This is a genomic window from Nocardia sp. XZ_19_369 (genome assembly GCF_015355715.1).
GTDB lineage: Bacteria > Actinomycetota > Actinomycetes > Mycobacteriales > Mycobacteriaceae > Nocardia.
Genome location: NZ_JACVED010000006.1, coordinates 407,998 through 423,860 on the forward strand (window position 1 = coordinate 407,998; position 15,863 = coordinate 423,860).

The following is a 15,863-nucleotide window of genomic DNA, read 5'->3' on the forward strand; positions in this document are numbered from 1 at the left end:
TGCCACTTATCCGCCGCTGACGACGTATTCATCGGCGATGCACAAGGTTTCGTCCAACAGGGCCATTCCTTCGCGGATCTCCGCTTCCTCGATGATCAGCGGCGGGCACACCAGGATGATGTTCCAGTGGGTGAGCAGATACAAGCCCTTGCGGAAGGCCGCGGCGGTCAGCCTCGTCATCGGTTCGGCGGCGGCGGCATCCGGATTGAACGGGACGAGCGGCTGTTTGCTCGCGCGGTCGGTGACCAGTTCGATTCCCCAGAAGCAGCCGCTGCCGCGAATGTCCCCGATCGACGGATGCCGATCGGCCAAGGCGCGCAGCTCTTTCTCGATCAGCGGGCCGAGCGACTCCGCGCGTTCGACGAGCCGTTCCTTCTGGTAGACGCCCAGCACGGCGACGGCGGCCGCGCAGCCGACGGGATGGGCGCTGTGGGTCAACCCGTACGGGAAGACCGAGTCCTGCAACCAGCTCGACAGCCGGTCGCTCACGGCGGCGGCCGCCAGCGGCACGTAACCGGCGGTCAATCCCTTTGCGCAGGTGATGATGTCGGGCACGACGCCCCATCGGTCGCAGGCGAACCAGCTTCCGGTGCGGCCGAAACCGGTCATCACCTCATCGAAGATCAGCAGGATGCCGTGCTCGGTACACACGTCACGGATCGACTGCAAGTAGCCGTCGGGCGGGACGATCACACCGTTGATCCCGGTGACCGGCTCGAGGATCACCGCTGCCACGTTCTCGGCGCCTTCGTACTGGAGCAGTTCCCGGAGGTGCGGTGCGCCCGAGCACACCGGGCAGGGCGTGGGATGGCCTGCGGGACAACGATAGGTGTACGGGTCCAGCATGCGGACGACGCCGGGCATGCCCGGTTCGCCGACCCACCGGCGCGGCTCACCGGTCAGCGTGAGCGCGCCCGCCGTGCTGCCGTGGTACGAGCGGTAGCGGGCGATGACCTTGCTCCGGCCGGTATACGCCCGCGCCAGCCGGATCGCGGCCTCGTTCGCCTCGGTTCCGCTGCACGCGAAGAAGAATGAGTTGAGGTCACCCGGCGTGACCTCGGCGAGGCGATCCGCCAGCTCGCCGACGATCTCTACGTCCCAGGGGCGGCCGAGGGTGGCCATGGTGGCCACTTGTTTCTGGACCGCTTCCTGGACCTCCGTGCGGCTGTGCCCCAGGTTCGCGTTGACGAGCTGGGAGCCGAAGTCGAGGTAGGACCGTCCGGCGGCGTCGAAGAACCGGCACCCGTCGCCGCCGACGATCCGCGGCGGCGGATCCCCACCCTGCCTCGACCACGACTGGATGACCCGGCCTTTTGCTGTCGCGGAATCTCCCATTGTGTTGCACACCTTTCGATTACGGCACTGCGGCGGTTTCCCGCTGTCAGCGAATAGCGACGCGACGCTGGCTGCCCGGATCGAACGCAAAGGTCGCGATGATCGATAGGACGCAGGCCCAGCCGACGAGCACGAGCAGGTTGGGCCCGATGCTCACCAATCCCCCGTGTTGGGCGAGGACCCGCTGCATGCCGTCCACCGCCCAGTACTGCGGGGTCAGCGGGGCGAGCGGGCGGTCCCAGGCGGGCATCAGCCGGACCGGTACGACGGCTCCGCCCATCGCGCCCATGCCGAGAACTACGAGCTGGCAAAGGTTTTGCATGGCGGACACGTTCCGGGTGAGCGAAATCAGCACCAAGCCGAGGGCAATGGCCGCCCAGGCGATGGTCAGGATCAGGACGGCCAAGGCGAGCAGTGAGCCGTTGACCGTCGCGCCGAACAGCCACCAGCCGGTGAGGATCAACAGCGCCATCTGCGCCGAGGAGAGCACGAAATACGGGATGGCCAGTTGGATCGCCATCGTCGCCCTGGACAGACCGCTGGCCTTGACCAAACTCCAAGCGCCGGAAGCATGTTCGCGGTAGTGGGACGTGCCCATGAACATCATCACGTAGAAGCCGAACATCACCGTGAAGCCGGGGACGGTCTGGTTGGCCCCGGTGCCGCCGATGATGCCGGAGAAGGCGTCGCTGAGCAAGGCCTGCATCAACAGTGGTGCGGCGAAGAGGAAGACGAACAGAGTGGGGTCCTGGCGCCAGGTGGCCAGTTCTTTTCGGACGAAGGCCCAGGTGATCGTCATCGCGCCGCCGATTCCGGCCGCTGCTCGATGATCTGCAGAAAGGCGTTCTCCAGCGAAACAGGCACCGAGCGCACATCTTTGACGGGCAGATCGCTCTCGTCGAGCACTCGGACGAGGGTCGGCAGGATCTCCGGTTGGTGCGCCGCCACCCGGATTCGCCTGCCGTGCACCGTTATCGCGGTGTCGGGCAGCACGTCGTGCAGCAGGGTCGTCACGGCTGCCGCCTGCTCGCTGATGATCTCGCAGTACGGGCTGGCGTATTCCGCCACAAAGCTTTTCACGTCGGTCGTGACGATGAGCGTGCCCTCATCGAGCACACCGATTCGGTCGCAGAGGATTTCGGCTTCCTCCAAGTGGTGGGTGGTGTAGAGGATCGTCGAGCCTTCGCCACGCAGTTCTCTGAGGACGCTGTGAATCGCTTGGCGGGAATCGATATCGACGCCGGTGCTCGGTTCGTCCAAGACCATCAGCGGGGGTGAATGCACGATGCCCATGCCGATCGACAGCCTGCGGCGCTCACCGCCCGAGAGTTGTGCGCCGCCACGGTCCGCTATTCGGCTGAGGCCGAGCCGCTCCATCACCTCGGCGGCCCTGCGGTGCGCGGCGGGGCGTGGCATGCCGCGGACGATGGCGGCAAAGCGCAGGTTCTGCCACACCGTCATGGCCAGATACACCGTGTTGTCCTGGGGGACATAGCCGATGCGTCTACGTAGCCGTCGGCCGTGTCTGCGCACGTCGGTGCCGAAGACCTCTACCCGTCCGGCGGTCGGTTTGACGAGTCCACAGATGATGTCGAGCGCGGTGGACTTTCCGGCGCCGTTGCGGCCCAACAGTCCGAAGATTTCGCCGCGGCCGACGGACAGGCCTACTCCATCCAGGGCGACGACCGAGCCGTAGGTTTTGCGCAGGCCGTCTACCAGGACAACCGGCTCGTCGGCTACATCCATGACGTGGCCTGGTGGCTTGCCACGATCGAGCGGACCTGATCCCGGTAGTCGACCGCTCGTCCGTAGCATTGGGTCATCAGGACCGCGCCTGCGCCGGTGGAAGTGTTGCGGACGAAGCAGCTCGCGGCGCGGCCCAGCCAACCGGTGGTGTTCGCTTGCGGCGCTGTCCAGGCCGGGGCGCTACTCGGTACGTGTAGGCCGTAGGAGAAGCCGTAGCCCTTTCCCGGGATGTAGTCGGGGCCGCTGCCTGCCAGGTTTCCGATCTGGTCTATGAACAGTTCTCTGGTGATGGGGCCCAGTGCGGGGATTGAAAGGTGGCCGTCACTGTCCGGGGTGATCGCGCACAACAGTTTCGTGAAATCGAGGGTGGTGGAGTAGCCTCCTGAACCGGCCGACAACCAGGCTGGTCTTTCTTTATGTGCGACAAGGTTTTTAGGTGTCGTCGGCGCATCTTCTTGCGGTTGAGCCACGCGCTCCACGTCCGTTGGCCGGACGTGGAAGCCGGTGTCGCGCAATCCGAGTGGGCGGCAGACTCGGTGCTCGATGACCTCGTCGAGTGGACGGTTGTCCGCGAGTTCGAGAATGCGGCCGAGGACATCCATGGCGACGCCGTATTCCCACCTGGTGCCCGGGTCTGCGGCCAGCGGCAAAGTCGCTATCTTCTGGACGATCTCGTCCAAGGTCGGTGTGCCGGTGCGGTGTTCGTACTTCTGCAGCTGCGCTCGCTCGTAGTACGGCTTGATGTTCGCCGAGGTGTGGTGTCCACCGCCGATGCCCGCGGTCTGCCGCATCAGGTCGTGCAGCACCAGTGGTCGACGCGGTGGGCGCAGCGCACCGCCCTCCTCGACGCGGATATCGGCGAAACAGGGCAGCCACTCGGCGACCGGGTCCGTCAGCCTGACACGGCCTTCGGCCACCATCGTCAACGTCGCCAGCGCGGTCAGGACCTTCGTCATGGAGTAGATCCGGAAGATGGCGTCCTCGCGCATCGGTAGCCCGCCGTTCGGGTCGAGGTCACCAACGGCCCGCAGATCCACCAGCGACCCACCGTCAGTCACCGCGACCACCGCTCCCGGTAATCGGCGCGCAGCCACCTCCGCCGATACGGCATCCAGCAGCTCCGTCATCATGTCCATTCGTCGCCCTCCGCGCCCCCATGTGCATCCATACTTCAGCGCCGAGTACGCCGACGGTTAAATCTCCGTGTTATCGATCAGACGGGTACTTCCGAGCCAGACGGCCGCGACAAGGCGATTACTTTTGGTGGCGTCACGGACCGGGTCCAGAGTCTCCCGATCGACCAGCTCCAAGTACTCGACGCGGTCCATGCCCGCCTCGATCAGTGCCCGCCGCCCCTCGCCGAGCACATCGGTGACCGAGCCCGGTTCCGCCCGCAACTTCTCGGCGAGCTCTGTCAAGATCCGGAACAGCGATGCGGCCGTGCGCCGTTCGCCGACACCCAGGTAAGCGTTCCTGGACGAAAGCGCCAGCCCGTCCGGCTCGCGCACCGTGGGCACCGACCGCACCTCGATCGGCAACCCCAGATCGCGGATGACAGCCCGCATCACCACCAACTGCTGAAAGTCCTTCTCCCCCAGGTACACCGCCGTCGGCGCGAGCAGCAACAGAATCTTCGACATCTCGGTCGTGACGCCAGCGAAGTGCGTCGGCCTACCCACCCCACACAACACCGACGACAGGCGAGGCACCGCGACCGTCAGCCCGAACCCCGGCGGAAACAACTCATCCGCCGACGGCAGCCAAGCAACATCCGCCTCCGCCTTCTCACAAAGCGCCAGATCCCTGTCCTCATCACGCGGATACGAATCGAAATCCTCACCCGGCCCGAACTGCAACGGATTGACAAAAACCGAAGCCACCACCACATCATCCCGCGCCCTGGCCGCCCGAACGAGCGCAAGATGCCCGTCATGCAGCGCCCCCATAGTGGGCACGTACCCGATGCTCTCCCCCCGACCACGAGGCTCCGCCAAGGCCTGCCGCACTTCCGCGACACTCCGAACAACGATCATCACGCAATTCCCTCAGCGATACGACGCACAGCCACCGCGGACGTGTGAATTCCCCCACGCGCGCTGCACACGGCGAATCTTAACAAGGAGTTCGCCCCCCGTTCCCGAATCCGCCGTACTCCGAACAGGTTTCACGCCCCCAACCGTTGCTTAGTCTCGCTACCAGCCCGACTCAGAGATGCTGATCGATGAACGCCATCACCTGCTCCCTAACTCCGCACCCCAGGCTTCTGCGCCACCCACACTCCCGATCGAACAGCACCAACGTCGGAATCGCCCGAACCCGCACTTGCCGCAGTATCAGCATGCTCATCAGCACTGATCCGACTCCATCAACCTTGCCCCCATGTTGAGCGAAGGCGAAGAGATCAGCGTCGGCGTTCCCGCTTGCTCAGATAGGCAGCCCCTCGTCGACACCTGTACGCCCATCTCGGCTTCTAGTCGACCCAGTTCGTTGAGCTCGTCGTCGTACTCCTCGGGGTGCCGTCACGACTGCTCAACACGAAGGCCACCGGGCCGCACCGCGTACCGGCATCGATAACCGCACGGACTCTCGAGGCTTCTCGCACCAGCCAAGGATCTACGTTGCGAGTCACCAAGTGGGTCACGAGAGGTGCACGGCCGGAGGTACCGAGCCCGAGCGTCCGCTACTCCGCCTGACGTATGAAGTTGAAGTCCCACGCAGCGTTCCACGCCTTGTCCGCGATCTCGTCCGGTGCCTCCGCACCACTGATTTTCAACATCTTTCGGGCCGCCCCGGTTCGGTCTCCACTCCCGAGGAATAGATCCATTGCTAGCGCAATCTCGTAGTGCATACTGCCCCAAAGTCGTTGACGGCTCAGGACGGCCAGCTCACGAATCGGCCACATCCGACCGCGGGATCGCCATGGACTGCGGGTGCGGTCCATGTGACAGGCAAACCTCAGAGTGCCGAAACTGCCGAGCAGAAGGTTGAGAGGATACGTCGTTTCAGCCGATGGGTCAGGCAATGGCACCCCGCGACGCCATGCCTTTGTCACGTCGTTCCGGTGGATATCGATGCCCGAATGCGGCTTCCGTGTCCGCCACGGTCCACTCGCGAAAACCCGATCAAGTGCGTGACCCAGCGCCCGCGTACCGGTGGCGTTGAACGTGCCGTCACGCTTCCATGCAGCCTCGCAAATCGCGCAGCCGTACTGGATGTCCGCGGTTTCGGACCAGGACTCATGCATCGGGAAGGCGAGCAGTAAAGCCTCGAGATCTGCTCGATGGCTTAGGTCTCGCAGGCACCGAAGTAGAATCTCTCGATATCGAGGGCCACATTCGTGTCGATCAGTATACAACCAGGCTGGACTTCCGAACCGACCGCTCTGATAATGCGATAGCGGCCCACCCGACCCGACCACGCGGTCTTGTTCATAGCTCGGCACCCTTTACTTGCGAATGAGTCTGCAGCCCAACGTATCCCCCATACAATTTCTACGGGTGACCCTCACATCGTCGACTTAATTTTCATTGAGGCGGGCGAAGTGAGCTGCTTTACCGCTGCTGGATGCAACACGATCAGACGCGGACAACCGACCGGCCTGGGTCATACAACGCCCGATGCCATTTAACTACGGAACATTCCGCAGAGGCGACCGAAGTGAGTGCAGCAAGGCAACGCTGCGCAACCTCTGCACGCACCAAAGGATCGTCAGCGAGGCTATAAGGCTCACCGCAACGAGGACAGCCGCCGCTCAGTACGACGCTGCCGTGCGCTGCCGCACCACGTCTGGTCCTTATCGTGGCTGCCACTTCCGAGGCAGTCCGCGATTCGTCGAGGAGATGCTTAGCCAGTTTCCAAGCGCTAGCGGTGGTCGCCAGAACCAGGAAGTGGAAGGCCTCGTAATCGCTGGGAAGCGGATTGATTCCAGCTACGAACGTCGCCTCCTCGCCGCATGAGGTGCACGTACGGCGAACACCAAAGGCACGCAACCATATCCGGCCGACGGCGTTGCGCGGAGGCTTGTCGATCGGAACGGGTGGCGGAGGATGCTCGGTGTGGTACTGAAAGCCCGTCCTCCGGGCCATGTCTTCGCAGCGCCCACAGGTCACCGTCCATGCGCCCGGTCCGCCGCCGAGCAGGCCCCGTTCGTCGGCCACCATTACGAAACACATGATGCACCTCTTGCCCCAGCGCGCCCGCCTGGTGGTCGCCATAGGTCGTTACCCCTCTGAATGACTTCCTGTGCTTCTAGTGTCTAACAGACGACCGACACGCCCACCGCCGTCCAGCCAGCGTTGCTGCCAGGTCCACCGCATCGACTGGACAAGCCCATGAAGGTACCGACACGCGCGCCGGCCGAATCGTCTCTGCAAATCGACGCGGCAGTTAGAAGTCGCCACGGCGGCGACCCATACACGCCACCGGAGTCACGGGTGTGGCCGGGATCAACCCACGCACGTTCAACCAGTCCGGCTACTCAACGATCGGCCTAGTCGATGGCCCCTGCTCGACGAGACCCAGCCTGTTGGTCGATACCTGGATGGAGATCGTCATCTCAGAGCCGCGGAACCAGGCACGCACAGCGCCGACCGCCCGTCCGGCCAGACCGATGAGTACCGCCAGGGCTAACGGCACAACTGACCAATGCGCGGCGTGCTGTACAGCTGGCCAGGACGTGGCCGCGTCTGCCAGGACGATGGCGGCCAGGGCTGGGCCGGTCAACTGGGAGCGACTCAGCGCGGGGCCGATCGGTGCTGCGGCGATCACGAGTTGCCGCCTCGCTGAGCGCAGGGAGTAGCTGCAGTAATGGCTGTTCCCAATTCGTTTCTTGAAAGGGTCGTGCTTCTGACTGGATGCGGCGAGGTTGCCGCCTGTAGTAGCGCGGGTTCGCCTGCAAATCCACAGGATTCGGCGGAAGTAGACACCGTGATGACGGCGAGGTCTATGCGTTGAGCCATGAGGTTCCTGACTGTTCCAAGGTCCGATCTGACGCTTGCCATTTCACCGATCCCCGAATGATTCTCGCCAGCGTCCTGCGCCGGTACTGTGGCGGAATGCGCTGCTCGGCAAGGGTGTTCCAGGGTTCCGACTCGATACCGACTCGGACAGTCTCGGGCGTTTCAGCGTGTGTCTCGACGGTGCCGTGAGCCAGGGCGCCCGCCACCCGCGTGCGGAGTTCAAACAGCAGCTCGGCGAGTTGTATCGGGATGCGGGAAGCCCCAGTTTCAAAGCGCTGGAGCGCAAGGCCGCGCTCAACCAACACCGCCTCAGCGATGCGACGCTGAGCGGGTGGATCAACGGCGGGAGCACCCCCCGGCAGTGGACCAGCAGTGTGGAGTGGCTGATCGACAGCTTGCTGCGGCAGACTCAAAGCAGCAACGGCAGATACCCCCGGTCGGTGCTGGAGTGGAAGCGGCAGTACTCCGGGTCATCTGGCAAAACCTCGAAACGACCCGATAGCGGGTCAGAACTCAGCCACTGGTGCGCCCGTGAGGAAGCCAGGCATCTCAGGTCATTAGCGCAACTTCCCTACCTCCCACTCAGCCGTGATCCGGTCGAGCTGGACGTTGGTGCGGTCACCCGCCTGCAAGTGCGACGCCGGTCCGAGTCCTCTGACGATGCGGACGAGACGTCGATCGGCCGCCACAGAACCACTGGTAGCGCCCTCAGCTATGCCGACCTGACATCGCTGCACAGAAAGGTAGTCCTACTCGGCGACCCTGGCATGGGAAAATCGTGGGTGCTCGCGACACATGCGATCCGATTGCTTCGTACAGCTCGGAAATTGTTGGAAGACAGGGCCTTCGATCCAGAACTCCTCGAACTCCCGATTCTCCTGCGCTGCGATGTCCTAGCCGTCGAATCCGAACGACCCGAGACACCGAACTTCGAAGCAGCCGCCGCGACGATCCTCACCCGCCGGGATACGGCGATGACACTGGCGTTGAGCCGATGGCTGCGCCACTACTGTCACACCAGTCAGCACGCGGTGTTTCTGCTCGACGCCCTCGATGAAACATCCGAAGAACAACGCTTCGCGGTCACCAGAACCGTGAATTCACTGAGCAATCTCGAGGCGCAAGTCGTTGTGGCATGCCGACGGTCCGGTTATCACACCGGTGTGCTTCCGTTCGCCGAACGGGTCGAGGCCGAGCTGTTGCCCCTCGACAACCTAGGCGCCTACATAGACGGCTGGAAACTCCCACCGGATCGGAGACGCCAGCTCGACGAGAGGTTGGGAAACCACGCCATCGGACAGATGGCTCGCGTCCCATTGCTACTGGCCTTCCTATGCCATCTCTCAGCTGACTTCAATGAATCACTCCCGGAAACACGCGCAGCCCTCTATGGTCGGATCCTTCGTAGATTCCTCCGCCAAGAACACCGTGTCGAAGGACCGCGTTTCCGAAGTTGCCTGTCGCATAATCCGATCGTTCGGGAGCAAGAGCTGTTATCCCTTCTCCGTCCGCTCGCATACGCAATCGCGACTGCCCCAGCGGGGTGGCACGACCGGATATCAGCGGACACCCTGGAGGTTCTCCTCGAGTCTTTGCCACGACTGGGCGGGCTCAGCGTCCCCGAAACGCTCCATATGCTGTCCGTCGAGAGTGGAATCTTGGTGCCGGATGGCGATATTCGATATGGTCGCACTCAACCGTATCTGTTCTTACATCGCACCTTCGCCGAATTCCTGGTTGCTCAGCACCTCGCCCGTGAGCCACACCTGATCAAGGACTGCCGTAGATCACATCTGCACCTTCGTCCGGAGTGGCATGAAACCTGGCTACTCACAGCCGGTCTCGTACCTGAACCTACATTGCGAGCGCTAACCGGGGGTGTATCCGATCCGATGCATATTGCGTTGTCCACAGCCGCTGCGGCAGTAGCGGAGTTGGAGCCCGAACAACGAGCTGACAACCGTCACCTCATTGGTGTGATCATTGATACCGCGTCGGCATTATTAGACGACCCGTCAGTCCATAGCCAAGTGCGCCGCCTGGCGGCGGAGGCACTGGGCCGAGTTGGTGATCCTGCCTCTGTAGATGTGTTGATTCGAGCCCTGGGACACTTCGATGAGGACTACGCGGTCAACAGCGCGGCAACTGAGGCGCTGGCACAGATCGGAGGTCCTGTAGTGCTGGCGTCCATGTCGAATGTGCTAGCAGACACTAATTTTGCGGTCCGCATCTCGGCTTGCGTAATACTCGGACGGATAGCTGACCCTGCGGCACTGCCTTTGCTCTACATCGCATTACAGGACACCGAGGCCATCGTACGCGAGAAGGCGATGGAGGCACTCGATGAGATCGGCGATCCGGGGGTGGATACAGTAATGGACGCCGCCATGACTGACCCCGATTGGGATGTTCGAGGATTCGCAACGAATCGGAATATCCGAGAAGGGCGTATTCCCCACACGATCCACGATCTGCAAAATATCGTGCGAGGAGATTTCGCCTACGCGAGCGCAGAGGCAGTGGGCTTGCTATTCGAGATCGGTGGTGCTGCGGCATTGAACAGCCTGCTCTCCGACACTGATATGGAAACGCGACGAACAGCCGTCATCGGACTTCGCAGTGTGACTGACCCGGCTGCGGTGGACATGTTGGACGCCGCAATGTCCGATCCCAGCATTGGCGTACGGGAAGCTGCCATGCACGCATTAAAGGAAATCGGCGGCGAACGGGCTATCTCGGTATTGGGGCGGGCAGTCCACGATCCAAACCCTAGAGTACGTGGCGAGGCATGGGTCTTGCTGGCATACGTCAAAGACACCGAAGTGGCGAGCTTGGTAAGTGGCGGACTTCCCGTGCTTATCGCGGCGCTTACCGGTCCGAATTTGAATGGGCGATGGGGTGCGTGCCGACTGCTGGGTACGGTCCGAGAGTCGGTCGCCATTGCGGCATTGACCATGGCCGTGACCGACCCTGATAGGGCAGTAGCCAAAGCTGCATGGGAAGGGTTAGGCAAAGTCGGCGGACCGACCATCATCGAGATGCTCAAAGACGCGGCGTGTAACGGCCCCGACAGCATTCAAATTGACGTGGGTCGTGCTCTCGGAATGGCCGGTGAGTACGCCGCAGCAGCTGCAGCTCTTCGACGGGTGGTGCCCGATGAGGACAATCTGCGCGAATACCTGTCCGATGCCGCATCTGTCGCACAACTTCTCGACACAAAGGCGATCGTCGATGTCATTGATCGATGGATCGCACAGGGGGTCGAGCCATTTATCGAAGCAGCGGCGGATCTGGCGTTCGAGCATTTCAACGGGATGACGGTTCAGGGCGATGATCGGCCTCAACTGCTCGAACTACTCGACAGAGTCACCCGAGCAGCCGATGGCCGACTGCTTGTGCCCGCTCCTAACGACGATCGGACACCTGACACGAAGGGATAGCTGCGCCAACACCATGCACTATCCGACTCCCCTGGAGCGGCCGATCGCGCGACGAGAAATCTGCCGACATCGGTATCATCGAAATACCAGAGACTTTGTGGCGCAAGTGAATCAGCCGATGCGAACCAACGCGTGGCGATCTGGCTGCCAGAGCCCCAGACGATCCGCCCAAGCAAATCGGCATCATGAGGCCGCCCAGCGATGGGGTGGTACGTGGCGAATCAGACCCTCCAGAGTCTTCGCTTCGCTTGTTCAGACAGTCCGGAGACCCGCTGTAACCCTTCGCCGTCCCGCACAACCGGCACATCCCAGCATTGCCGCGAACTGAGAACCCTGCACGGCCGCACTTACGGTTGGTCATGACGCTCCGCCCAATCGATATCGCCGCGGCTCCGCTGTAGTCCACAATCGTGGTGTAGTACCGGTCCACATCGAGAAGTACCCAGCAACCGGGGGTGTGGCTTGTTCTCGTCCGCCATCCCAACTTCGACGTCACCGACCATGCGGTGGGTCCCACGAACCTTGTGACGCCAGCGGACACTCCCCCGCCTCCTCATCGCCGAAGGATCCCGGCCGCAGTCTGAGCTTCTTCAGCGGCACCGCGTGACGTGGTGTTCGGTCTGCGGCAGATGGCGATGGTCGCGATGTTCCGGCCCGAGGCCTCAGAGTTGCGCTTGGCCACACCTTGGGCCACACACGCGGGAATCAGCCGTTCTAATCAAAGAGCCCCTGACCTTGAGAAGCAGGTCAGGGGCTCTTTTGATGGTGGTCCCAGCTGGTTTCGAACCAGCGACCTTCCGCGTGTGAGGCGGACGCTCTCCCGCTGAGCTATGGGACCTGAACTCATGCCACATGATGGCGGGCCGGGTGGTGCGCGCGCACCCTCCGAACGAGATGGAACATTAGCATGCGCCACCGGAGGTTCACCAAATCGCCACCCGGACGGGGGCGGAAGGTGGTGTGCGGCAGGCCGTCTCGACGGGGTGCCGGATGGGCTGCGCTCCCCTGTTCGGCGGGCCGGCAACCCGGCTGGAGCTCGGGTCGAACCTCCCCAACCACACCGGCCACCTCCGCCCCACTGGCAACCTCGCAGATTTCCCCCGTTCTACCAGCGGATTTGTAGCTTTCACCGGGCGTCCGCTAATGTTCTGTCTCGCACCACGGAGGCCACCACAGCCGCCGAGATGCAAAGAATGCGGATGTAGCGCAGTGGTAGCGCATCACCTTGCCAAGGTGAGGGTCGCGGGTTCGAATCCCGTCATCCGCTCGAAGAGGTAGGGCAAGGCAAACAAGTTTCGCCGTCCCCCTTCGCACGGTGGAGTGGCCGAGTGGTGAGGCAACGGCCTGCAAAGCCGTGCACACGGGTTCGATTCCCGTCTCCACCTCGCGCGATTAGCTCAGCGGGAGAGCGCTTCCCTGACACGGAAGAGGTCACTGGTTCAATCCCAGTATCGCGCACCACCGTAGTACCAGGTCAGGCCCCCTTTCGAGGGGGCCTTTCTTGTTTTCGGATGCTCGACCGGGCCGATCGCTACCGTTGACGCGTGGGGAACGTTCCTGTCAAGCGATGGCTGCGAGCAAGGCAGACGGAGGCTATCGGCCCACGCATCGCAGAGCTGGGAGCAGCGTTCTCCCGGACAATGCAACGCGTTTCGACGCAGCCGACCGTCTCCTCCTACACATGGGGCGGGCGGAGATCGCCACTTGCCTTCGTGGTCTTTCACGCCTTCTTCCTCGCCAGGCTGCTCTCGCCACTGCAATGGCTGAAGTTCCGAGTACGACAGCGGGTGCAGGCGAACCCGCCGACCACGAACATGCGGCCGGACTTCCCCGCCGCCTACACGGAGTGGTACTTCCTCGGCGTCCTGGTCGTCGCGCTGGTGGCGTACGTCATGCGCCACAACACGCCACTGCGACTACCCGACTTCATCGCCGGCGCGCTGCAGGTAGTCGGCTGGATTCTGCTAGCCGAGTGCGTGGTGTGGGTGCTGTATTACCTGATGCTGCGGGCATTCGTCGAGCGGTACTACACGATCTTCCATCCGGCGGAATACATGTTGATGTTTCCGTTGACGTTGGTAATCCAGACGTTCTTGCTGAGCGACGTCACCGGCTACGGAGTCAACTACATCCTGCAGACGTTCACCGGCAGCCCGGCGGTCGGCGGCGTCTTCGGAACTACGCTGGCTATATTCCGCTACCTCTATCTGGGAGCTGCTATCACCGTGGTCCTCAGCTCACACCCCGGAATTGCGACCCGCACTGCGCAGAACATCTCGGTGATCGGTGCGGGCGACGTGACCGTCAACCGCATTCTCCCCGCACTCAAGACGCTCGGCTACGAGCGCGACGAGATCTCCATCGCCTCGCTGGACGATCCGGAGGCTGCGGCGGCGCGGGCAGCGATCGGCGATGCCGCACGGTTCCAGATCACCGAACCGAGCAAGGTGCTGGAGATCGCGTTGCGCGAGCACGCCCCGACGATCATCGCCTCCCCCACCCTCGCGCACTTCACGCAACTGGTCACCCTGGCGACGGCAGGCATACCGTTCGCCGTCGAAAAACCGATCACCGAGCAGCGGGCGGAACGCGAAATTCTTCGCGCCCAAGGTGATTCGATCATGGCGTGCGGCTTCGCGCTCAGCTACTACAGCCTCGAGAAGGGGCTGCCGTTGACCTACTTCCTGAACCCGCTGCCGAACTACCTGCCGTTCCTGGCCGCGAGCGAACCCGGGCTGCTCGGCGGTCGAGCGCTGCACGCGCTGCGTGAAGAATTCGGCCCGGTTCGGTCCGCGCGAATCGAACTGCTGGAGGGCGCTTCGCGATCACCCTCCGGATTCGGACGGTTGTGGACGGAGGTGCCCGGCACGCTGCACACGTTCATCGAGACCACCATCCATCCCCTGCTGATGATGCGCCACATCACCGGGCCCGGTCCGGTGATGTGGCAGCAGTGCGCGCTGGGCCGGTACGCGCCGCGCGCCGCCCAAGTCGCGGCCGAATACGGGCAACAGATCGCGCCGACCTGGATCGAAGCGACCGGCACGCACGGCAACATCCAGCTCTCGTTGCTGGTCGCCAAACACGTACCGGACCAGCAGGCGCGTCGAGTCGCGGTCATCGAGTACGCCGGCGGCACCGCCACCTGCGACTTCGACGCCCGCCGAACTGAATTCAGCGATACCGCGGGCAACGACCGGGGCTGGATAGCCATCGACAACGACAAGTTCGGCGGACGCTACCGGCAAAACTATGCCGTTCAAATGGAGATGTTCATGAACTTCGCCATCAACGGCTGGGGCGCAGTGCGTTTCGACGATTTCTCCCGCCAACTCGACGCACTCGATGCATGGGACGATCTGTGTAATGCGGTAGCGCGCGCCGAGATCCCGGTCTCGGACTACGACACCACCACCATCACGTCGCAGCGTCCGCAGCTCAGCGCCGTCAACTGACCGGCCGCGCAATCGTCTCACCGGGCAGGAAAGACGGTGCAGGGGAGGTCGAGAGCTACCCGCTCCGGATGATCTGACGCTGATCGGGAACTGATCGGTGGGACCTGTCTGGTCAGTACGTTGGCGTGCGGGTCGGTTCTCGAATGGAGATGTACATGCATCACAAGTTGGGGTTCGGGGTGGGTGTTGCTGCCTTGGTCGTGAGCACGGTGGGTGTTTTGGCACCGCAGGCGGCTGCGCAGGAGTTGGCACCGGGGGTGTCGTGCGAGGGGTTCGTTTGTCGCAATGACACCGATGACACGTATCGGGTGGAGGGGGTGGCCTCGTGCTCGGATTGGTATGAGCGGCGGATGACGGGGCAGGTGCCGGTGCGGGAGCGGATTCGGCCGCATACGACGGTGACGATATCGGTGACGTGCGGGCGGCCGGGTGATGTCACGGAGGAGGTGTTGTGGATCGACTATCGCGGTGCGGTGGTCGACAACACTCCACGGACGGGTTCGGCCGGATAGTCGGTGGGCACGGCTCGGGAATTGTGCGACAGCTGTTCCCGCGGTCGGCGCGCTCGCACGGTGGCCGTGAGATCGAAGAGAATGAGGGGATGTCACGGCCTGAGCTGCATGCGAGACCCGAGTGGCGGTTCACGCGGAACGTCTACTTTCCGGTGGCCGCTTTGGTCGAGGATCAGTGGTGGGTGTTGCGGCTCAACAGCTTTCCGGACCACGCTTTATGGACGCTGTTCATCGATGGCGTAGTGCGGTTCGATATCGATGGCACGCCGCCGTCGTGGGGCCGGCCGCTCGATCGTTCCGCACCGTTGCTGGAACCGGAGACCGCCGAGGCGGTCTTGGCACCGGTACGGGACTTCGTCGCATACGGCAGCGAGGTCGGCGAGCCGTGTGACGATCCGTTCTGCTGCGGTTGAGTTC

General features: G+C 63.1%; 9 protein-coding genes and 4 tRNA genes. 7 read left to right on the forward strand and 6 right to left on the reverse strand.

Annotation, left to right across the window (positions count from 1 at the left end):
• Positions 1-6 precede the first annotated feature (6 nt).
• From IBX18_RS24040 to panC, 5 genes are read right to left on the reverse strand one after another with little or no spacing between them, the layout of a single operon-like run.
• Complete coding sequence (locus tag IBX18_RS24040; protein ID WP_194835795.1) at positions 7-1,335, reverse strand: aminotransferase class III-fold pyridoxal phosphate-dependent enzyme; 1,329 nt, start codon at positions 1,333-1,335, stop codon at positions 7-9.
• A gap of 46 nt (positions 1,336-1,381) precedes the next feature.
• A complete protein-coding gene (locus IBX18_RS24045; protein ID WP_194835796.1) occupies positions 1,382-2,134 on the reverse strand; it encodes an ABC transporter permease in 753 nt (250 codons plus the stop codon).
• Complete coding sequence (locus tag IBX18_RS24050; RefSeq protein WP_194835797.1) at positions 2,131-3,081, reverse strand: ABC transporter ATP-binding protein; 951 nt, start codon at positions 3,079-3,081, stop codon at positions 2,131-2,133. The genes IBX18_RS24045 and IBX18_RS24050 overlap by 4 nt, the downstream gene beginning before the upstream one ends.
• Entirely contained in the window at positions 3,072-4,217 is a 1,146-nt protein-coding gene (locus IBX18_RS24055; RefSeq protein ID WP_194835798.1) for a serine hydrolase, read from the reverse strand. The genes IBX18_RS24050 and IBX18_RS24055 overlap by 10 nt, the downstream gene beginning before the upstream one ends.
• A gap of 57 nt (positions 4,218-4,274) precedes the next feature.
• A complete protein-coding gene (gene panC / locus IBX18_RS24060) occupies positions 4,275-5,114 on the reverse strand; it encodes a pantoate--beta-alanine ligase (RefSeq protein WP_194835996.1) in 840 nt (279 codons plus the stop codon).
• Between the two features lie 3,110 nt (positions 5,115-8,224).
• Here panC and IBX18_RS43155 point away from each other — a divergent pair.
• Positions 8,225-11,479, forward strand: a complete 3,255-nt coding sequence (locus IBX18_RS43155) for a HEAT repeat domain-containing protein (RefSeq protein WP_194835799.1) — start codon at positions 8,225-8,227, stop codon at positions 11,477-11,479.
• Between the two features lie 763 nt (positions 11,480-12,242).
• Here IBX18_RS43155 and IBX18_RS24070 read toward each other — a convergent pair.
• Positions 12,243-12,317, reverse strand: a tRNA-Val gene (locus IBX18_RS24070).
• 357 nt (positions 12,318-12,674) lie between these two features.
• Between IBX18_RS24070 and IBX18_RS24075 the strand changes: the two genes are divergently transcribed.
• The 6 genes from IBX18_RS24075 to IBX18_RS24100 all read left to right on the forward strand — a co-directional run bounded on the left by IBX18_RS24075 (position 12,675) and on the right by IBX18_RS24100 (position 15,859).
• Positions 12,675-12,746: transfer RNA gene (locus IBX18_RS24075), tRNA-Gly, on the forward strand.
• Positions 12,747-12,793: 47 nt separating this feature from the next.
• Positions 12,794-12,864: transfer RNA gene (locus IBX18_RS24080), tRNA-Cys, on the forward strand.
• A gap of 1 nt (position 12,865) precedes the next feature.
• A tRNA-Val gene (locus IBX18_RS24085) sits at positions 12,866-12,940 on the forward strand.
• A 251-nt stretch (positions 12,941-13,191) separates the two neighbouring features.
• Positions 13,192-14,934 carry a hypothetical protein gene (locus IBX18_RS24090; protein ID WP_194835800.1) on the forward strand — a complete coding sequence of 581 codons (1,743 nt, stop codon included), beginning with the start codon at positions 13,192-13,194 and terminating at the stop codon, positions 14,932-14,934.
• 155 nt (positions 14,935-15,089) lie between these two features.
• Positions 15,090-15,446, forward strand: a complete 357-nt coding sequence (locus IBX18_RS24095) for a hypothetical protein (RefSeq protein WP_194835801.1) — start codon at positions 15,090-15,092, stop codon at positions 15,444-15,446.
• Between the two features lie 89 nt (positions 15,447-15,535).
• A complete protein-coding gene (locus IBX18_RS24100) occupies positions 15,536-15,859 on the forward strand; it encodes a hypothetical protein (RefSeq protein ID WP_194835802.1) in 324 nt (107 codons plus the stop codon).
• Positions 15,860-15,863: the final 4 nt, after the last annotated feature.